The organism is Rhodovulum sp. HP10 (assembly GCF_047553435.1).
In the GTDB taxonomy this organism is placed as follows: Bacteria; Pseudomonadota; Alphaproteobacteria; order Rhodobacterales; family Rhodobacteraceae; genus Rhodovulum.
Genome location: NZ_CP180201.1, coordinates 615,020 through 634,252, shown reverse-complemented (window position 1 = coordinate 634,252; position 19,233 = coordinate 615,020). Strand labels below are relative to the sequence as shown.

The following is a 19,233-nucleotide window of genomic DNA, read 5'->3' as shown; positions in this document are numbered from 1 at the left end:
GCTTACCCGGACCGGCGGGATTTTCTGGCTCATGGCCCCGGCATTCCGAAGGACAGCTCTGGCATTCGTCCAGTCGATCCCGGCCTGTCAGCCGTCACCGTCTCGAATGCTTCAGGTTTCGGACGGGGGCCTTGAGCTGTTTCGAGGGCGGGGCGCCGGCCGTGCAGGGCGGGATGTGCCCTGCGCGGAACCGCACTCATGCGTCCCCCGACCTTGGCGAGGGGCTCCCGGACATGGCCGAAGAGTTGGACCCGCGCTATCCGGACAGAAGGCCCCTCGTCCCGGATGCGAGCCTTCCGTTTCCGGATGGGGCCGTTGCATCCTGATCTCGCGCGCGACGACGGGGAAACGCAGACCCGGCCTTCTGCCATGCCGCTTCTTTTGAGGGCATTGCGGGGGCGGTGCGGTCTGCCATCGGTGATTTCGCAGCCGAACAAGGCCCGATGGATTGTTCGCCAACCGTTTCGGCGTGACTGCGGCCTCGGGCCCGACCGCAATCGGTCTGTTCCGGAGGTACTGCCGGAGATCCGCGAGGGGGGCAGGATCTTCATCGAACCGCTGCTCGCAGAGAGCCTTTGCGGCACAGGCCATCCGGTTTCAGGGCTGCCGCGCAGCCCGCCATGACGACCTTATTCCCATGCAGCTTTGCGGAAACGCCTGCCGACAGGAAGCGAACGGCCGCCTCGGCATGGCAGCCCCCAAACGGCAAGGTCTTCGCAGATTTGCCGCCAGCACGCCCGGACCCGATGCGAACCGATGCGCGATCCCTGCGGCGCCGTCGGAATTGCCGCGCCGCATATCGGGGAAAGGGCCGGGCCGTTCGGGGCTGCCTTTCGCGCTGCGCGGCGCGGATCAGAACTTCCGAAGCGGAATGTCGTGCTTTTTCAACGCATAGCCGATCTGGCGCGGTGTCAGGCCCAGCAGCCGTGCGGCCTTGGCCTGGACCCAGCCCGCGCGCTCCATCGCATCGATCAGACGGGTGCGCTCGTCCTGCGGTTCGGCGGCGAAGGCGGCGGCCGGAGGCCGGCCGGTGGGCGGGGCAACCGGCGCCTCGCCGAAGCCGGCCGGGCAGGCGGCGGCCGGGGGGCGCTGGCCCGCGCCGCTGTCGATGACAGGCAAGGGCGTGCGCACGGCGGCCGCGAGCCCGCCGATGGGGGATTGCTCGCCGGTCTGCATCCGCCAGAGCTCGGCCGACAGGCAGGTGCCCTGATGGCAGGCCAGCTCCTGCGCGCCGATCTCGGTGCCCGAGGACAGCGCCGCGACCCGGCTGATGCAGTTCTCCAGCTCGCGCACATTGCCCGGGAACTGACAGCGCGCCAGCGCCACCATGGCCTGTGCGGTCATCCGCTTGTTCATCCCGTTCTGCTCGTTGAACCGGTTCAGGAAGGCCTGGGCCAGTTTCGGCACGTCCTCCAGCCGATCGCGCAGCGGCGGCAGCAGGATCGGGATGACGCAGATCCGGAAATAGAGGTCGGCCCGGAACGTGCCGCGCGCCACCGCCGCTTCGAGGTCCTTGTTGGTCGCGGTCACCAGCCGCACATCGACACGCAGCGTCCGGGTGCCGCCGACGCGCTCGAATTCGCCCTCCTGCAGGATCCGCAGAAGCTTGACCTGGAATTCGGGGCCGATCTCGCCGATCTCGTCGAGAAAGAGCGTGCCCTTGTCGGCCAGCTCGAACCGGCCCTTCTTCTGCGCCATCGCCCCGGTGAAGGAGCCTTTCTCATGGCCGAAAAGCTCTGATTCCAACAGCGTCTGGCTCAGCGCCGCGCAGTTGACCTTGACGAAGGGCTTGTCCTTGCGATCCGAGAGCGCATGCACCGCGCGGGCGAACAGCTCCTTGCCGGTGCCGCTTTCGCCGCGCAGAAGCACCGGCGTCCGGGTCTGGGCCACCTTGCGGATCTGGGCGATCACCGATTTGATCGCGGGGCTGTCGCCGATGATGCCCCTGATCGGTTCGGCCGGCAGCGTCACCTCGGCGGCGGCCTTCTCATTGGCATGGCGCAGCGCCAGCCGGGCCTCTTCCATCAACCGCTCGCGGTCGCGTGCGACCAGGCGGCGGAACTTGACCGACTGTTCGAGGATGGCGGCGACCATGGTCATCACCCGCTGATCCTCGTCGATATTGGGATGGAGATCCTCGGTCAGGTCGCGCCAGGCGCCGAGTACGCCGATCACATAGGGCGAATGCACCTGTTCGCGGATCGGCACGGCGATGAAGGCGAAGCGGTCATGCGGCGCCTGCTGTGGCAGCGCGTCGGGTCCGAGCTCGCCCGCCACGTCGCAGGAGACAAGCGCCACCCCGGTCCGGAACACCGCCCTTGTGGCGGCGACCGGCATCGCCCGGCTGGTCGCAGGCGCGCTCGAGGCGCCCTGCGTCGTGGCGGCGATCACGAAGGGATTGACCCCGGTTCGGCCGGAGCCGGCCCCGCTGTCGTCAAGCAGCGCCAGAGCACCCATCCTGAGCCCCATGAACGAGGACAGAACGTTCAGCACCGAGGGCATGGCCGCGACCGGGTCGCTTGCGCCGGTCAGGATCTTTGCGGCCTCGCAGACCGTATCGAGCGGGAAACGCTCGTTAATGTCGAATTTGGGCAGCGCTGGGCTGCCGCTCAGGGTAAAACTGGAGGAAGGCATCGCGCATCTCTATGCTTATGGTTGCAGAGTCCGATGCTTCCCGGCACTTGTCCATTCTCTTGTCGGGAACGGGACAAAATGACAGGTCATATTCCGTTTTTTCGAACCGGGCTGCCCGAAAGGCAGACAGAAGATCTCTCGCTGCCGGATATTTCGGCATTCATGTGAAGGGATCCCGACAAGGCTGTGACGATTCCTGGAATGACGCGCGCCTTTCCGGGCTTGATCCCGGCCGGAGAGCGCTTGCCGTAATCTCGGCATCCGGACCGGCCGGCCCGGGGCGGGGACGGGCTCGGGGGCGGCAGAACGGGTTCCCATGAAAGCCGGCTTGCAAGGGAACCGGTAAAGAGCGCGCATAAAGGGCGCGGCAAACCGTTCAGGCAAAACGGGGCGGGCAAAAAGGGGGCCGACGGGAGTGCCGGCCCCTGAAGGACGCCCGGAGACAGGCGATCGGGCTTAGCGTTGCAGCACCTCGGCGGTCGGCCGCGGCGTGGTGGCGGTTTCGGGCGGCAGCACGGGCGTCGTGATCGCGGGCATGGTCCCGGTCAGGCTGTCGAGGAAGGCCACGATCTTTTCGGCCTCGGCGTCCGAGACGTCCTCGCCGAGCTGGGCCGTGCCCATCACCTGCACGGCGGTCTTCAGGTCCCAGACCTTGCCCGAGTGGAAATAGGGCGCCGTCAGCGCGACGTTGCGCAGAGGGGCTGCGCGGAAGACATATTCGTCGCTGGCCGTCGCCGTCACCGCGAAGCGGCCCTTGTCGTCCTCGGGCAGGATGTCGGCGCCGGGCTTCTCGACCAGGCCGAAGGGGAAGTAGCCGTTGCCACCCAGGTTGACGCCGTTGTGGCAGGTCACGCAGCCCTTGTCGACGAAGAGCTGAAGCCCCTCTTTCTGGGTCTCGTCGAGCGCCATCTCGTCGCCGTTGAGGAAGGCATCGAAGGGGGCGGGGGTGATCAGCGTCGCCTCGAAGGCCTCGATGGCGCGGGCCATGTTGTCGAAGCTGACGGCATCGGCCTCGCCCGGGAAGGCGGCCTCGAACCAGTCGATATACTGGCCCATCGAGTTCAGCGTCGCGACCACATTGTCGGGGGTGTTGGCCATCTCGACCCCGGCCTGCACCGGCCCCTTGGCCTGGGCCTTCAGGTCTTCGGCGCGGCCGTCCCAGAACTGGGCGATGTTGAGCACCGAGTTCAGCACGGTCGGGGAGTTCCGCGGTCCCTTCTGCCAGCCATGGCCGATCGAGGTTTCCAGGTTGTCGTCGCCGCCGGTGGTCAGGTTGTGGCAGGAATAGCAGGAGAAGACCCCCGAAGCCGAAAGCCGCGGATCGAAGAACAGCGCCTTGCCGAGCTCGATCTTCTCGGGGGTGATGCGGTTATCTGCAATCTGCGGCACGGTCGAGGGCAATGGCTCGAAATAGTCGAGCGCCATGTCGCGCAATTCGGAGGCTGCGGCCGGGACGGCCAGGGCGGTCGAGAGGAGGGCTGTTGCGATGAGGCGTGTCATGGGGGAAACCGTTTTCTTGGATGTCGCGCACTATTGAATTTGGAATAATTAAAGTATCCGGCCTTGACCTGGATCAAGTTCGCTCCGGATTGCGGGGCGCTGCGTCAGCCCGTCGCGGTACGGCCCTCAGGCGGCGACATGCGGGGGGGGGGAGCGGTGCCTGCCCGGTCAGACCGCACCGATCGGTCCCATCAGCTCGGTCAGGATCTCCGCAACCGGCCGCTCTTCCTCCGCCGGCGGGTCGGCGACCCAGAGCCCGGGCTCCGGGTCATCGCTGCGCAGGAGGGGCAGCGCGGCCAGCGCGGCGCCAAGGCTCGCGGAGGAGAGCGCGCCCGCCGTCGCCGCCTGCGCGGTCGCAAGCGCCCCGTCGCACCAGCGGTCCGCCGCTTCCCAGTTGAGCCCGGGCATCCGGCAACAGGCCAGCGGAAAGGGCCGCCCCGAGCGGTCCCGACTGGGCAGGATCAGCGCGGTGAGCGTGCCCCTCTCCAGATCGAGCGTTGCCCGCAATCCGGTTCGGGGCCAGAATCCGGGCCAGGCCGCGCGGGTCGCCAGATGCGCGATCATCCAGCGCTCGAGCGCGATCCGCAGCAGGCCGGGAACCCCCTGGGTGACGAGATGTCCGGCGCTCGGGATCTTTCCGAAATATCCGGTCGCAGCGGTCAAGATCCCTCCGTTCCGGTGCAGCTTGCGAACGGGCCGGGCCGGGCCGGAGCGGCTTCGGCGATGCCGACCTGCCCGTGCGCGTCCGGTGCAATGGTTTCCCAAACGCCCGAAGCGACCGCGCGTGGCGCATCCTCTGCCCGGGAAGGCCGCTTCGGCATGCCGGTCGCGGGCGGGACGCCGGGGGTGCGGCCGACAGCGCCTGGCGGGTGCGGCGGCCACAGGGTGCGGGCCTTGAGCGATGGCATGGCCGACGGGCTGGTGCGACCGGGCCTTGCGGCCAGCTGTCCTGCCCGTCTCTTCGGTTGCGCAATTCCGGACAGGGGGCACGGTGCGGGCCGGGCCGCCGGGCGTTGCCCGGCAGGGGCGGCGTCGGCACGCGGGGACGCAAACTGGCTCATATCGAGCAATATCCCGGATCCATGAAGCTGGTTCCAACTGCCCAACTGTCTCAGACCCGGCCCTGGCATGCAACGGTTTCGGCGCCGTCCCGCCCTGTCGCGGCGCTGTGATGGCGCTGTGATGGCGTTGGCGCCCGACCGGATATGTGGGGCCCGCGCGGCCCGGATCGCCGGGCGGGCAGGTGCGGCGCCTTGCCCGCCATGCGCTCGCGCCGATTGCAGCCTCTGCCGCCCCGTCCTAAGACACGCCGCGACAGAAACGAAAGGCCCCACGGGATGAGCACCGATACCGATTTCGCCGCTGCGCTCCAGCACAAGATCGATTTCAAGACCAAGCCGCTGGGTTCGCTCGGCCGGATCGAGGACCTGGCGACGCTCATGGCCACGGTCCAGGGCACGCTGAGCCCGCGGATGAAGACCTGCGAACTGACGATCTTTGCCGCCGATCACGGCATCGCGGCCGAGGGCGTGTCGAGGTTTCCGCAGGAAGTGACGCGGCAGATGGTGCTGAACTACCTGGCGGACGGCGCCGGGGCCAATGCCTTCGCCCGCGCCGTCGGCGCCCGGATGAAGGTCGTCGATGCCGGGATCGCGGGCGCGCCCTTCGGCCGCGATGGGCTGATCGAGCGCCGGATCGGCGCAGGCACGAAAAGCTTCCTGCACGAGCCCGCGATGAGCGCCGAGGACTGCGACCGCGCGCTTGAGGAGGGCCGCAGGCTGGGCGCCGAAAGCCCGGCCGATGCGGTGGCCTATGGCGAGATGGGCATTGCCAATACCGCCTCGGCCGCGGTGCTGGGCCACAAGCTGACCGGGGTCGGGCTCGAGGCTCTGGTGGGGCGCGGTACCGGGCTCGACGATGACGGTCTGACGCATAAGCGCCAGGTGCTGGAACGGGCCGCGGCGCGGACCGGCGCGCTGGGGCCGAAGGAGACGCTGGCCGAATATGGCGGTTTCGAGATCGCGATGATGACCGGGGCGATGATCGGCGCGGCCGAGGCGCGCAAGGTGGTGATCGTCGACGGCTTCATCGCGACGGCGGCCGCGCTGATCGCGGCGCGGATCGCGCCCTCGACCCGGGCCGCGATGGTGTTCTCGCACCGGTCCGAGGAACAGGGCCATGGCGTGCTGCTCCAGGCGCTGGGGGCCGAGCCCCTGCTGCGGCTCGGGCTGCGGCTCGGCGAGGGCACCGGCGCACTGCTGGCCTGGCCGCTGCTGGTCGCGGCGGGCGAGATGCTGAACACCATGGCCAGCTTCGACGATGCCGGCGTCACGGGGCCGCAATGACCCCGGCCGCCCGACTGGGCGAAGAGGCGCGGCTGGTTGTTCTGGCGCTGCAATTCGTCACCCGTCTGCCGCTGCCCGCCGATGCCGGCTATACGCCCGACCGCATGCGCCGGGCGACGCGCTACTTCCCGCTTTGCGGCGCGCTGATCGGTGCGGCTCTGGGGCTGGTCTTCGCCCTGGCTGCGGCGGTCTTTCCGCCGGCGGTCGCGGCGGTGCTGACGCTTGTGGCCGGCGTGCGGCTGACCGGGGCGCTGCATGAGGACGGGCTGGCCGATATGGCCGACGGGCTTGGCGGCGGGCTGACCCGTGCGCGCGCGCTCGAGATCATGCGCGACAGCCGGATCGGCAGCTATGGCGCGGTGACCCTGATGCTGGCGCTGGCGCTGAAGGGCGCGGCACTTGCCGGGCTCGGTGTCGCGGCGGGCGGCTGGGCGGCGGCCGGGGCGCTTCTTGCGGCGCATGGGCTCAGCCGGCTGGCCTCGGTGGTGGTGATGGTGCGCCTCCCCTATGCGCGCGACGAGGGTAAGGCGGCCTTCGCCGCAGCCGGTCCCGGCCGCGACGGCATGGCCATCGCCTGGACGACGGGCGGGGTACTGATGCTGGGCCTCTGGATCGGCGCGGGTTTCGCCGCCGCGCTGACGGTGCTGGCGCTGACCGTCGCGGCCACGCTCGTCATGGCGCGGATGCTGATGCGGCGGCTCGGCGGTCATACCGGCGACGGGCTCGGCGCGGTGCAGCAGGTGGCCGAGATCGCGATCCTGCTGGGGCTGCTGGCATGGGCCTGATCCTGTTGCGCCACACCCGGCCGGATGTCGCCGAGGGCACCTGCTATGGCCGCACCGACTACCCGCCGGCGACAAGCTTTGCCGAGGAGGCGGCCGAGGTGCTGGCGACGCTGCCCGCCATCGACCGGATCCTGACCAGCCCGCTTCTGCGCTGCACCTGCCTGGCCGAGCATATCGGCGCGGCGCGGGGGCTGCCGGTCGAACCCGATCCGCGCCTGATCGAGATCGATTTCGGTGCCTGGGAAGGTATCCCCTGGTCCGAGGTCCCGCGCGACGGGCTCGATCACTGGGCGGGGCATTTCTACGAGTCGCGCCCCCATGGCGGCGAAAGCGTCGGCATGTTCTTTGCCCGCGTCGTGCCCTTTCTCGAAGAGATGCGCGGGCCCGGGCGGGTGCTTGCCGTCTCGCATGCCGGGCTGATGCGGGCTGCGCTGCATCATGCCGGGCGCGAAGGGGCCTGGCAGATGAAGTTCCCCTATGGGAGTTTCATCGAACTGCCCTGACGCCGATCCGTCGCCGTTCGGGCAGGGCGCGGTCCGCGGGGTCACGCAACGGAGGCCTCCGCCGGGGCCGTGTCTTTCGGGTGTTTCTGCCAGGAAGAAGACGGAACCTGCTTTCTTCTTGGCGAAAATACCCATGACGGAACGCCGGTCGCGGGCGGGCAGGTCAGGGCAGGGGCGCGGTCCGGAACAGCCGCACCTTCAGCCCGCCATGGGCCACCGGCGGACCGGGCGGCAGGAAGGGCAGGGCCGTTGCCCGCGCAAGCCCCTCGTCGCTGGTCACGAGCCCGACCCGCCAGCCTGCGAACCGCTCGCGCAGCGTCGCCCCGAGGGCGCCGTACAGCGCGAAAAGAAGCTTTCGCTCGCCGATCCGCGCGCCATAGGGCGGGTTGACCATCACGAGGCCGGGCGGGCCTTCGGGCCGGGCCAGGTCGCTGACCGCGTGGCGACGGAAGTCTGTCAGGTCCGCGACACCCGCGCGCGCGGCATTGGCGCTGGCCATCCGGATCGCACCGTCATCGCGGTCGGACCCGAAGAAACGGAGCCCGCTCGGAAGCACGGACGGGGGCGCCTTCATCGCGGCCCAGGCAACGGCATCGAAGCTTGCGAAGTCCTCGAAGGCGAAGCTGCGGTCGCGGCCGGGCGCAAGGCCCGCCGCGATTTCGGCCGCCTCGATCGGGAAGGTGCCCGAGCCGCACATCGGATCGAGCACAGGTTCGGTGCCGTCGAAGCCGCAGGCGCGCAGGAAGAGCGCGGCCATGGTCTCGCGCAGCGGTGCCTTGCCGACCGCCTGCTTGTGGCCGCGCCGGTGCAGCGGCTCTCCCGAACTGTCGAGGCTGAGCGCCACCAGATTGTCGTCGATCCGGACCTTGAGCGCGAGCGCCTCCTCGCCGCCGATGGGCGCGCCCAGCGTTTCCGCGATGGCGCGCTCGATCCGCTGGGCGGCGGCGCGGGCATGGTAGATCTTCGAGGCCCGGCACTGCACCTCGACCCGGACCGGCCGGTCGGGCCGCAGCACCGCCGCCCAGTCGATCTTCCGGGCGCGCTTGTCGAGCTGGGCCAGATGGAAGGCGCGGAAGGTGCCGATCCGGACCAGCACCCGCGAGGCGCCGCGCAGGACCAGATTGGCGCGCCAGACCTCGGGCCAGCCGCCCGTCACGGTGACGCCGCCGGGCACCAATGCGGGCGCGGCAAAACCCGCCGCGCGGGCCTCTTCGGCCAGAAGCGGCTCGAGCCCGGGCAGGGCGGCGAGAAAGATCTCGAAGGGGGCGGCGACAGTCATCCGGGCTCCGGAACGGGGGGTGGGGCATTCGCGATACACCGGAAGCGGCGGGCAGGGAAGGGCGCGCTTGACAGCTTCGCTGTGGCGCCGCTAGCGATGAGGACGGGGTGCGCGGCCGAGACCGGTCCGGAGGGGGATGTGAAATTCTCTGCCAATCTTGGGTTTCTCTGGCGCGAGCTCGAGCTGCCCGATGCGATCCGCGCGGCCGCCGCCGCCGGGTTTTCTGCCGTCGAATGCCACTGGCCCTATGACACGCCGCGGGCCGCGATCCGCGCCGCGCTCGACGAGACCCATCTGCCGATGCTCTCGCTCAACACCCGCCCCGGCGATCTTGCGGCGGGCGAATTCGGGCTTTGCGCGCTGCCCGGGCGCGGGCCCGAGGCGCGCGAGGCGATCGATCAGTCCATCGCCTGGGCTGCCGCGCTCGGCGTGGGGCAGATCCATGCCATGGCCGGATGCGCGCGCGGGCCCGAGGCCGAGGCCGCGCTGGCCGCGACACTGGCCTATGCCTGTCTCGAGGCCGGCCCCTATGGCATCGGCATCCTGATCGAGCCGATCAACCCGCATGACGTGCCGGGCTATGCGCTGGCCAGCACCGCCGAGGCGGTGGCGATGATCGAACGCGTGGCCGCGCCAAATCTCAGGATGATGTTCGACTGCTACCATGTGCAGCGCGCCGAGGGCGATGTGTCGTCCCGGCTCAAGGCGCTGATGCCGCTGATCGGTCATGTGCAGGTGGCCGGCGTGCCCGACCGCGGCCCGCCCGACCGGGGCGAGCTCGATTACGGCCATGTCTTCGAGTTGCTAAAGCGGCTTGGTCACACCGCGCCGATCGGGGCCGAATATCGCCCCGACGGGCTTACCGATGACAGCCTGGGCTGGATGGCACGCTTCGCGGCCGACGATTCCTAGGTGCCTCGTGCCATCGGCCGGGATCGCCCGCCGCAGGCTGTGAACCGGCGGCGGCATTCCGGACGGGGCAAGGGCCTCGATTGCAGAGCTTCGATCCGGTGGCCGGGTTTCCCAAGCCGTTTGCGGCGGGAAATGGCGGGCCGGTCCCTAGCGGAGCGGGCGGAAAAGGGGATAGAACCGGGATCGTTGCACAAACGCCGCTTTGGCCAGGGTCGCAGGGAGACAGATGCCGGATCATTCCTTTCTCGCCATCGGCGAATGCATGGTGGAGCTTGCCCCGGACCGGGACGGGCTCTTTCGCATGGGGTTCGCCGGGGATACCTTCAACTGCGCCTGGTATGCCCGGCGGCTGCTGCCCGAAACCTGGTCGGTGGGCTATGCGACCGCGGTCGGGACGGATGCGGTGTCGGACGACATGCTGGCCTTCATGGCGGCCGAGGGGCTGGCGACCGAGGCGATCCGCCGGATCGAGGGGCGCACGGTGGGGCTTTACATGATCGCGCTGAAAGACGGGGAACGCAGCTTTTCCTATTGGCGCGGGCAGGCGGCGGCGAAGGCGATGGCCGACGATTCGGACTGGCTCGACCGCGCCTTTGCGGGCCGCGACCTGCTGCATGTCTCGGGGATCACGCTGGCGATCCTCGCGCCCGAGGCGCGCGAACGGCTTTGCGCGGCACTCGGGCGGGCGCGGGCGGCGGGCGCGCGGGTGAGCTTCGACACCAATGTCCGGCCGCGGCTCTGGGCCGACCCGGAGGAGATGCGGGCCGGGCTGATGCTGGGCGCCTCGGTCGCCGACACGGTGCTGCCCTCTTTCGACGAGGAACAGGCGGCCTTCGGCGATGCCGCGCCCGAGGCCACCGTGGCGCGCTACCGCGAGGCCGGGGCGACGACGGTGGTGGTCAAGAACGGCGCCGCCCCGATCCGTCTTTTCGCCGAGGGCGCCGAGGCCGAGATCGCGCCGGTGCCGGTTGCCCGGGTGGTCGACAGCACCGCCGCGGGTGACAGTTTCGCGGCGGGCTTTCTGGCCGCTCGGGCGACCGGGGCCTCACCGGCCGAGGCGGTCGCGCAGGCGGCGGCGCTTGCCGCCCGGGTGATCGGACAGCGCGGTGCGCTGGCGCCCGGCCTCTTTGCGGCGAGCGCCGGGGCCTGAGCCGGCCTCGGCCACAGTTGCCGGGCCTCAGTTGCCGGGTCTCAGTTGACGGGGCTCGGCAGCGGCTCACCATCGAGAAAGGCCTGGATATTGGCCAGTTGCAGCTCGGCCATGGCGCGCCGGGTCTCGACGGTGGCCGAGCCCGCATGCGGTTGCAGCACCACATTGTCGAGCCCCTGAAAGCGCGGATCGATGGCGGGCTCGTCGAGATAGACGTCAAGCCCGGCCCCCGCGATCCGGCGCTGTTCGAGCGCGGCCAGAAGGGCCTTCTCGTCGACCGTCGTGCCGCGCGAGATGTTGATCAGCACGCCCGTCGGCCCGAGCGCGGCAATCGCCTCGGCCGAGACGTAATTCCGGGTCTCCTCCCCGCCGACCAGCGCCACGACAAGGAAATCGACCGCGCCGGCAAGGCTGACCGGATCGGCATGATAGCGCCAGCCGGGGGTCTCTTTCCACTGCCGCGAATGGTAGTGGATCTCCATCTTGAAGGCGGCGAGCCGGTCGGCGATCTCGCGCCCGATCCGGCCCAGCCCGACAATCCCCGCCCGCGCCCCGGAGACCTTCCGGGCAAGCGGCATCGCCCCGAATTTGCCCCAGCGGCCGCTTCGGACCCAGCCATCGCCGCGCAGGAGGCCGCGCGCCTGCGCGAGGATCAGCCCCACCGCCATATCGGCGACATCGTCGTTCAGAACGTCCGGCGTGTTGGTGACGCGGATGCCGCCTGCGGTGGCGGCGGCCACGTCGATGGCATCATATCCGACGCCGAAATTGGCGATCAGCCCCAGCCCGGGCAGCGCGGCCATCTCGGCCGCGCCGAAGCGGGTCTGGCCCTTGTAGGCGACGGCGCGAATGCGCGCGCGCAGGCCGGGGTCGAGCCCGTCAAGCGCGGCGGGGCTCTCGACAAAGACGGAGGAGATGGCTGTCGACAGGCGGGCGCGCTCATCCATGGTGAAGGCGGTGCCGCAGATCAGCAGGGCGGTATCGGTCATGAAGGAGCCTTTCGTCAGACAGGCGCGCGCAACCGCGCGAAGGTTTCAGCGAGGATGTCGTTCCGGGCGGCGCGGAACAAGCCTCTTCGCGGGCCTCCTGCCGGAAGCGGGAACGGGTGTTTCCGGATCGTATCGCAACCTGAGAAATGTCCTTAATCCATCTGATGATAAATGATATTAAGGTTTCCGGCATGCCCATGGCGCTGCGGGCGTTTGGCGGGACCTCCGCCATGCGGAACGGTGAGGCATGCCGGCTCCGCACAGGCGCGACGGCCCAAAACCGGGCCTTTCTGCCGCCGGGCTGTATCGGGGACCGTACCGGAAAGAGGGCTTGCGCGTTCATCGACCGGAAGGCCCGGATCGGAAGAGGTTGCCTGCTGCCGGGGCCGACCGTGGAGCGGTGTCGCGAAGACGAGGCTACTGCGGCAGGGCCGGAGCGTTCCCGGTCTCGGGAGCGGACCTGCCCTAGTGGCGGCGCTCTGGTGCGGGCAGGTCGCGGGTCGGGATGGGGGCTCGACGACCGGTCCGGGCCTGCGGACCCGGGGCGGGCCGATAGCGTGACGGTTGTTGTCGCGCCCCTCTGCGGCCAATGCCTTGGGCCGGCCCGGCATCGTCAGGACCGAAAGCGCAACAGGCCACGACAGGCCATCAGCAAAGTGAAGAGGCGTCATGGGCATTCCCCCCGGGGCCGGGCCTGCCGGCCGCTTCGGATCTGCCAGCCGAGGAGAAATGCCGGGATGAAGGCCTCCCTTCGGTCGGAGTTCTCCGCCTGGTTCTGCACGCGGTCTTGTGCGGGGCTTTGCGCGGACAGGGTCGGTCGGAAGTGGGCGGGCGGGGACAGTCGGGTGGGAACGCCTGGCCTGCCGAGGCCGATCGTCGGCGACGTCCCCCGGGAATGGTGGCTGTCGCCGGGGGCGGTCGTGATCGGGGGCTTTCCGGCTTTCGGGCCCGATTGGCCTTGCATTCGGTATACCGGATCGGAATGCTCGCCCCGAGGGCCGCGACCGGTCCCCTGACCGGCGAAGCTGGCTGCCTTTGATGGGGCGAGGGGAGAGGCAAAGGCCGACAAGCGGAGGAAAGGCATGGCCGACACGCGCGCGAATGGACGGTTCCGGTCTCAGGAATGGTTCGACAACCCGAACAACCCGGGCATGACCGCGCTGTATGTCGAGCGCTACCAGAACCAGACCTTCACCCGGGGCGAGCTGCAATCTGGCCGCCCGGTGATCGGCATCGCCAATAGCGGCTCGGATCTGGTGCCCTGCAACAAGATCCACGTCTTCCTGATGGACAGGATCAAGGCGGGTATCCGCGATGCGGGCGGCGTGCCGATGGAATTTCCGGTCCATCCGCTGCAGGAGACCGGCAAGCGGCCGACCGCCGCGCTCGACCGCAACCTGGCCTATCTGGGGCTGGTCGAGATCCTGCATGGTTATCCGCTGGACGGGGTGGTGCTGACCACCGGTTGCGACAAGACAACGCCCGCCATGCTGATGGGGGCGGCGACGGTCGACATCCCGGCGATTGCGCTCAATGGCGGGCCGATGCTCGATGGCTGGTGGAAGGGCAAGCGCGCGGGCTCGGGCACCATCGTCTGGGAAAGCCGGCGCCTCCTGGCCGAGGGCAGGATCGAATATGACGAGTTCATGGACCGGGTCTGTTCCTCGGCGCCGTCGCTCGGGCATTGCAACACCATGGGCACGGCCTCGACGATGAACGCCATGGCCGAGGCGCTGGGGATGAGCCTGACCGGCAATGCCGCGATCCCCGCGCCCTTCCGCGAGCGGATGGCGATGGCCTACGAGACCGGCCGGCGGATCGTTCAGATGGTGCTGGACGATCTGAAGCCGTCCGACATCCTGACCCGCGCAGCCTTCGAGAATGCCATCGTCGTCAACAGCGCCATCGGCGGCTCGACCAATGCGCCGCCGCATCTGCAGGCCATCGCGCGGCATGCGGGCGTCGAGCTGGACGTGACCGACTGGGAAAAGATCGGCCATGACGTGCCGCTTCTCGTGAACATGCAGCCCGCGGGCGATTACCTGGGCGAAAGCTTCTTCCGCGCGGGTGGGGTGCCTGCGGTGATGGCCGAGCTGGCCCGGGCCGGGCGGCTGCATGTCGGCGCGATGACTGCGACCGGCCGCACCATGGCCGAGAACCTCGAGGGGGTCTGTTCCACCGACCCCGACGTGATCGCGCCACATGACGCGCCCTTGCGGGCGCAGGCCGGGTTCAAGGTGCTCTCGGGCAACCTGTTCTCGTCGGCGCTGATGAAGACCTCGGTGATCTCGGACGAGTTCCGCGCGCGCTTCCTGTCCGAGCCGGGGCGCGAGGGCGTGCACGAGGCCCGCGCCGTGGTGTTCGAGGGCCCCGAGGATTACCATGCCCGGATCAACGATCCCGAGCTTGAGATCGACGAAAGCGCGATGCTCTTCATCCGCAATGTCGGCTGCGTCGGGTATCCGGGCTCGGCCGAGGTGGTGAACATGCAGCCGCCGGATGCGCTGGTGAAGAAGGGAGTCAGGCATCTGCCGACGGTCGGCGACGGGCGGCAGTCGGGGACCTCGGAAAGCCCCTCGATCCTGAACGCCTCGCCCGAGGCGGTGGTGGGGGGCGGGCTGGCGCTTCTGAAAACCGGCGACCGGGTGCGGCTCGATCTGAACGCCTCGCGGCTCGATGCGCTGGTCGATGAGGCGGAATGGGAGCTGAGGCACGAGGCCTGGGAGCCGCCCGAGATCGTGAGCCAGACCCCCTGGGAAGAGATCTACCGCGCCAATGTCGGCCAGCTGGCCGATGGCGGCTGTCTGGAGCTGGCCACGGCCTATCGGCGGATCGCCCGAGATCTGCCGCGCGACAATCACTGAGGCGGCAATGGCCGGTCGCTTCGGCCTCTGCCGGGGCGGCGCGTCCGGTCACGGTCTTGGTCCGGCGTTGGTTCTGCCCGGCGGCGGAAAGGATGCTGTGGCCCTTGATGAGGCGGACAGCGCGGTCGCGCGTGACCGGCTGCCCCGCCGGTGAGGGGGCTCCGCCCCCCGTCCTTCGGACGTCCCCCGGGGTATTTTGACCAAGAAGAAGGACAGGGTTGGGGCGCCTAGGCTTGCGGATGCCGAAGCCCGTGGCGGCCCCGCGCCGGGCGGTCTCGTGGAGCTGGGATGAGCGGGGTGGTCCGCGCATGCGGTGAGATCGATGCTGATCGCGACGGGGGTGCGTCGAAAGCCATGCGCGGCAGGCTGCCGTCCGGTCTCGTGGGGCTTCGGTGACGCGACAGAAGATCTTAGGGGCGCGGATCGATCGTCGAGACGCCAGAGCGTCGATATCCGGATCCGCCATCGCAGCGATGACTTCGATCTCTGCCCAAGGCCGCGCGGAGATGGAAGCTCTCGGCTCGACGAGGGGGGAGATGGGCGCCGTCCCGTCGCCGGTTGCGCAGCGGACGGGGCGATCGGGCGCGCGGGGCCTGCGTTTCCGGGGGGCTTGCGCATGTCGCAGGCCGATCGACGAGAGACCCGGATGCCGCTTGCGGAGCGCGCGCGGTGGGGAACGGATCGAGGGCAGACCGGTGCGGTGCGGGCTTCGCTCCGGCCGGTCCCCGGATCGTTCCGGGAGGGTTCATGGCGGCTCAACGCCGATCAGATTGCCGAGCCGCAGATGCCGGGCCTGCGCCCGGGGGGCTCGGCAGGACGGGGCAGGACGGGGCATGACGGTCGCAGCGGGCGCAGTGATCGTCCCGGCTGGCCGGGATCATGGTCCATATGCGCCGTTTCAGGGCGTTGCAGCGGGGCGATTCTATCGGGATAGGTCCGCTCTCGGGTGGTGGAGGACTTCGCCGGGTTCCTTCGGGCGGGGCAGGCGATGGAACGCTCTGTCGCTGGGGCCTTGCACAGCCAGCGCCAGATGCTTGAGGCGGGGCCCGCTCTGCGCCGCGCCGGAAGCGCTCATGGTGCGGTCAGGGTCGCCGCTCCGGTCTGCTCGAAAGTCGCGATCAGGCCCTCCAGGGTCAGCCGGTCGGGCGCGACGGTTTCGACCTCGGCGCCATGCTCGGAGAGCGCCGAGACATAAAGCTGCGACAGGCGCTCGCTGCCCAGAACCGCGACCGGGTGCCCCTGCCACAGGTCGCGCATCGCCGCGAGATCGCTGCCGATCAGAAGCCCCGACAGCCGCCCCCGGATCTGTCCCGTTGCCCGCGGATCGAGCAGCGCGCCGGCGCGCAGGGAAAACAGAGCCCCGGGCATCCGCTCGGGGTGGTGGAAGACCTCGTCGACGGCGGCATGGAAGAGGCCGTCATTCCAGATGTCGTCGAAGGCGCGGCGCAGGGTCGAGGCCCGCACCAGCAGCCGGTAGAGTTCGCCCGTCATCGCGGTCCGGAAGGCCAGTATCATGCCACCGCAAAGCCGTATCCATTTGGAATGCGTTCCGGGCAGGCAGAGGGTTCCGTCGAACTCCGGACGCGCAGCGAGGAAACCGGCGACCCGGGTTTCCTCGCCGCGCATCACGTCGGGCGGTTCGGTCTGGCAGAGACCGGGCAGGATGCCGACCGAGAGGCGCGGATCCGTGCTGGGCGCGCGCACCGGTTGTCTGGCGCTCGGGCAGCAGGGCAGGGGCGCATAGGGGACCTCGACCCAGCCGTGTCGTGCCCCGGCCAGGCCGCAGGCCAGAACCGGCGTGACCTCGTCCGGGGGCAGCATGCTGTCGGCCAGCGCCAGCAGGGCGGGCTCGAAATCGGCGGGGGCAAGGCGCTCGAGGTCGAGTTCGGAGGCGCCTTCGGCCTGCACCTCGCGCCCGGCCATGGCCCAGACCCGGAGCGACGTGGCGCCCCAATCGGTGGCGAGCCAGCGTGCCCCGGTCATCTGCCGTCACTCCGGCCGGGGCGCGCCGCTGCGGCGCGGGTGAAAGCGCGAGAGCTGTCGGCGGGTCTCGCCGGGGCGCAGCAGGACCGAGGGGTAATCGGGCCGGTTCGGGGCATTCGGCCAGTGCTGGGGTTCGAGCGCAAGGCCTGCATGGGCGCGGTAGGGGTGGCCCTGATGGCCGGGAAAGGGCCCGGTATCGATCCCGCCGCCATCATAGACCTGCAGGCCGGGTTCGGTCGTGGACAGATCGAGGGAGATGCCGGGGACCGACAGCCGGCAGGCGGGACGCAGGCGGCCGGGCGCATCGCCGAGGCAGAAATTGTGATCGAGCGGTGCTGCGCCGGGAGTGAGGACCGGGCGCGGGCGGCGGAAATCGAAGCGGGTTCCGGCCACCGGCGCGGGCGCCCCGACCGGGATCAGCGCCGCATCGACCGGCAGATAGGCCTCGGCCGCGATCTCGAGCATATGGGCGTCGAGCGTGCCGCTGCCGTCGAGGCACCAGTAGCTGTGCGGGGCGAGATTGCAGAAGGTGGGGGCGCCGCTTTCGGCCTCGAGCAGGATCTCGAGCGCGCCCTCGCCATCGATGGAATAGCGGGCCCGGAGCGTCAGCGGACCGGGGAGGCCGCCGGTGCCTTCGGGCAGCGACAGGCCGAGGCAGCAGGCGGTGGCGCCTGCGCTCTCGATCCGCCAGTTGCGGACCGAGCTGCCTGCGGAGCCGCCATGCAGCATGGTGCGGCCGGCCTCGTTGGCCTCGAGCCGCAGCCGCCGTCCGCCAAGCGGCGCCGAGGCCCCGGCGATGCGGTTGGCGACCGGGCCGACCACGGCGCCGAAATCGCGCATCGGTCCCGCATAGGGGGCAAGCCCGGGGCTGCCCAGCACCAGAGAGTGGCCGATGCCGTCCAGCCGCAGGTCCATCAGCGTGGCGCCCCAGGTCATGATCCGGGCGCGGGTTCCGGCCTGTGCGATCCAGAGCGCCTCGACCGGGCTGCCATCGGGCGCGCGACCAAGCGGTATGGTCCCGGCGCCGTTGCTGCTTGCGGTCTCGAGCGCGGTATGCGTGGCGGATATCATGTGCGGCACTCCAGGCTCGGCTTCTGCCATAGCCCGAGCCTCTGTCACAACCTCGCCGTGTGCAAGCCTCTTCTTGACGACAGGGCAAGGGACCGGGCGCGCCACGGCGCCCCTCCCCGGGTTTTCGGCAGCTCGGCAACGGTTGCGGGCCGCCGCGACGGGATCAGGCCGGCTCGAAGCTCAGATGCACCTTGACCGCGCGGGTCCGGTCGCCCGCGGCCTCGAAGGCCGCTTCGGCGTCTTCGAGCGGGAAGCTGGCGCTGATCATCGGGCGCACGTCGATGCGGCCCGAGGAAATCGCCGCGACCGCCTCGGCGAATTCGGGGTGGAAGCGGTGGGTGCCGCGCACCTGGATCTCCTTGCCGACGATCAGGTTCAGCGGCACCGGGATCTCGCCCGCGACGCCGACCTGAACGAGGATGCCGCGCGGGCGCAGCGTGGCGATGGCCTGGCCGATGGCGGGGGCGGCGGCCGAGCATTCGAAGACCACGTCGAAGCGGCCCTTGTCGGCGCCATAGGCCTCGAGCGCGGCCGTGTCGCGGGCGATGTTGACGATCCGCGTGGCGCCCATCTGCAGCGCGACCTCGAGCGGCACGTCCTGCAGGTCGGTCACCACAACCTCGGCGGCGCCGCCCTCGGCCGCGACCGCCGCGCAAAGCGCACCGATCGGGCCCGCGCCGGTCACCAGCACCGATTTGCCGGTCAGGTCGCCCGCGATCCGGCGGGCATGCAGGCAGACCGCCAGCGGCTCGGAGCAGGCGGCCTGGCCAAGCGAGATGCCCGGCGCCACCGGCACGCATTGCGCGGCGCCGATGGCGATGCGGTCGCGGAACAGGCCCTGTTCATGCGGCAGGCGCATCGCCGAGCCGCGGAAACGCATCTCGAGGCAGTGATTGAACATGCCCTGTTGGCAGTACTGGCAGGTGCCGCAGGGCTGCGACGGGTTCAGCGCTACCGTCTGCCCGAGGGCCAGCCCGGTGACCCCGTCGCCGAGCGCGATCACCGTGCCCGCCGCCTCGTGGCCCAGCACGATCGGTTCGCGCACCCGGACCGGGCCGAAGCCGCCATCGTGATAGTAGTGCAGATCCGACCCGCAGATGCCGCCCGCGCCCACCGCGACCAGCACCTCGCCGGGGGCGGGACCCTCCAGGGGCATGGTCTCGATGCGGATGTCGTGGGGGCCGTAGAGGCGGCAGACGCGGGTGTCCATTGGAGGCT

General features: G+C 70.0%; 14 protein-coding genes. 6 read left to right on the top strand and 8 right to left on the bottom strand.

All coding sequences use genetic code 11. The features are described 5' to 3' along the window. Positions 1-852 precede the first annotated feature (852 nt). From nifA to ACK8CO_RS02790, 3 genes are all read right to left on the bottom strand, one after another. A complete protein-coding gene (gene nifA, locus ACK8CO_RS02800) occupies positions 853-2,634 on the bottom strand; it encodes a nif-specific transcriptional activator NifA (protein ID WP_414898093.1) in 1,782 nt (593 codons plus the stop codon). Positions 2,635-3,090: 456 nt separating this feature from the next. After that, entirely contained in the window at positions 3,091-4,134 is a 1,044-nt protein-coding gene (locus ACK8CO_RS02795; protein ID WP_080615899.1) for a cytochrome-c peroxidase, read from the bottom strand. Between the two features lie 168 nt (positions 4,135-4,302). Then, complete coding sequence (locus ACK8CO_RS02790) at positions 4,303-4,797, bottom strand: TagF domain-containing protein (RefSeq protein ID WP_414898092.1); 495 nt, start codon at positions 4,795-4,797, stop codon at positions 4,303-4,305. Between the two features lie 674 nt (positions 4,798-5,471). Here ACK8CO_RS02790 and cobT point away from each other — a divergent pair. From cobT to cobC, 3 genes are read left to right on the top strand one after another with little or no spacing between them, the layout of a single operon-like run. Next, entirely contained in the window at positions 5,472-6,479 is a 1,008-nt protein-coding gene (gene cobT, locus ACK8CO_RS02785) for a nicotinate-nucleotide--dimethylbenzimidazole phosphoribosyltransferase (protein ID WP_414898091.1), read from the top strand. Next, positions 6,476-7,264 (top strand): adenosylcobinamide-GDP ribazoletransferase, encoded by a 789-nt coding sequence (gene cobS, locus ACK8CO_RS02780; protein ID WP_414898090.1) that lies wholly within the window; start codon positions 6,476-6,478, stop codon positions 7,262-7,264. The genes cobT and cobS overlap by 4 nt, the downstream gene beginning before the upstream one ends. After that, a complete protein-coding gene (gene cobC / locus ACK8CO_RS02775) occupies positions 7,255-7,767 on the top strand; it encodes an alpha-ribazole phosphatase family protein (protein WP_080615903.1) in 513 nt (170 codons plus the stop codon). The genes cobS and cobC overlap by 10 nt, the downstream gene beginning before the upstream one ends. A 163-nt stretch (positions 7,768-7,930) precedes the next feature. Here the strand turns inward: cobC and ACK8CO_RS02770 are convergent, their stop codons facing one another. Then, positions 7,931-9,046, bottom strand: a complete 1,116-nt coding sequence (locus ACK8CO_RS02770) for a THUMP domain-containing class I SAM-dependent RNA methyltransferase (protein ID WP_414898089.1) — start codon at positions 9,044-9,046, stop codon at positions 7,931-7,933. A gap of 138 nt (positions 9,047-9,184) precedes the next feature. Between ACK8CO_RS02770 and ACK8CO_RS02765 the strand changes: the two genes are divergently transcribed. Both ACK8CO_RS02765 and ACK8CO_RS02760 read left to right on the top strand, forming a co-directional pair. Continuing rightward, a complete protein-coding gene (locus ACK8CO_RS02765) occupies positions 9,185-9,958 on the top strand; it encodes a hydroxypyruvate isomerase family protein (protein WP_080615905.1) in 774 nt (257 codons plus the stop codon). Positions 9,959-10,184: 226 nt separating this feature from the next. Beyond that, positions 10,185-11,108 carry a sugar kinase gene (locus ACK8CO_RS02760; RefSeq protein ID WP_414898088.1) on the top strand — a complete coding sequence of 308 codons (924 nt, stop codon included), beginning with the start codon at positions 10,185-10,187 and terminating at the stop codon, positions 11,106-11,108. Positions 11,109-11,149: 41 nt separating this feature from the next. On the opposite strand, the gene ACK8CO_RS02755 is transcribed toward ACK8CO_RS02760, so the two are convergent. Then, a complete protein-coding gene (locus tag ACK8CO_RS02755) occupies positions 11,150-12,097 on the bottom strand; it encodes a 2-hydroxyacid dehydrogenase (RefSeq protein ID WP_414898087.1) in 948 nt (315 codons plus the stop codon). A 1,082-nt stretch (positions 12,098-13,179) separates the two neighbouring features. Between ACK8CO_RS02755 and ACK8CO_RS02750 the strand changes: the two genes are divergently transcribed. Continuing rightward, positions 13,180-14,961, top strand: a complete 1,782-nt coding sequence (locus ACK8CO_RS02750; protein ID WP_414898086.1) for an IlvD/Edd family dehydratase — start codon at positions 13,180-13,182, stop codon at positions 14,959-14,961. 1,071 nt (positions 14,962-16,032) lie between these two features. On the opposite strand, the gene ACK8CO_RS02745 is transcribed toward ACK8CO_RS02750, so the two are convergent. The 3 genes from ACK8CO_RS02745 to ACK8CO_RS02735 form a co-directional block, all read right to left on the bottom strand. Next, positions 16,033-16,944, bottom strand: coding sequence for a 2-dehydro-3-deoxygalactonokinase (locus ACK8CO_RS02745; protein WP_414898085.1), 912 nt, complete (start codon positions 16,942-16,944; stop codon positions 16,033-16,035). 6 nt (positions 16,945-16,950) lie between these two features. Then, a complete protein-coding gene (locus ACK8CO_RS02740) occupies positions 16,951-18,015 on the bottom strand; it encodes an aldose epimerase family protein (protein ID WP_414898084.1) in 1,065 nt (354 codons plus the stop codon). Between the two features lie 163 nt (positions 18,016-18,178). Further along, a complete protein-coding gene (locus ACK8CO_RS02735; protein ID WP_414898083.1) occupies positions 18,179-19,225 on the bottom strand; it encodes an L-idonate 5-dehydrogenase in 1,047 nt (348 codons plus the stop codon). Positions 19,226-19,233: the final 8 nt, after the last annotated feature.

Bases quoted from the DNA above. Each gene is read 5' to 3' on its own strand.
- nifA (WP_414898093.1), bottom strand. From the start codon at position 2,634: ATGCCTTCCTCCAGTTTTACCCTGAGCGGCAGCCCAGCGCTGCCCAAA.
- ACK8CO_RS02795 (WP_080615899.1), bottom strand. From the start codon at position 4,134: ATGACACGCCTCATCGCAACAGCCCTCCTCTCGACCGCCCTGGCCGTC.
- cobT (WP_414898091.1), top strand. From the start codon at position 5,472: ATGAGCACCGATACCGATTTCGCCGCTGCGCTCCAGCACAAGATCGAT.
- cobS (WP_414898090.1), top strand. From the start codon at position 6,476: ATGACCCCGGCCGCCCGACTGGGCGAAGAGGCGCGGCTGGTTGTTCTG.
- cobC (WP_080615903.1), top strand. From the start codon at position 7,255: ATGGGCCTGATCCTGTTGCGCCACACCCGGCCGGATGTCGCCGAGGGC.
- ACK8CO_RS02770 (WP_414898089.1), bottom strand. From the start codon at position 9,046: ATGACTGTCGCCGCCCCCTTCGAGATCTTTCTCGCCGCCCTGCCCGGG.
- ACK8CO_RS02760 (WP_414898088.1), top strand. From the start codon at position 10,185: ATGCCGGATCATTCCTTTCTCGCCATCGGCGAATGCATGGTGGAGCTT.
- ACK8CO_RS02755 (WP_414898087.1), bottom strand. From the start codon at position 12,097: ATGACCGATACCGCCCTGCTGATCTGCGGCACCGCCTTCACCATGGAT.
- ACK8CO_RS02750 (WP_414898086.1), top strand. From the start codon at position 13,180: ATGGCCGACACGCGCGCGAATGGACGGTTCCGGTCTCAGGAATGGTTC.
- ACK8CO_RS02745 (WP_414898085.1), bottom strand. From the start codon at position 16,944: ATGACCGGGGCACGCTGGCTCGCCACCGATTGGGGCGCCACGTCGCTC.
- ACK8CO_RS02740 (WP_414898084.1), bottom strand. From the start codon at position 18,015: ATGATATCCGCCACGCATACCGCGCTCGAGACCGCAAGCAGCAACGGC.
- ACK8CO_RS02735 (WP_414898083.1), bottom strand. From the start codon at position 19,225: ATGGACACCCGCGTCTGCCGCCTCTACGGCCCCCACGACATCCGCATC.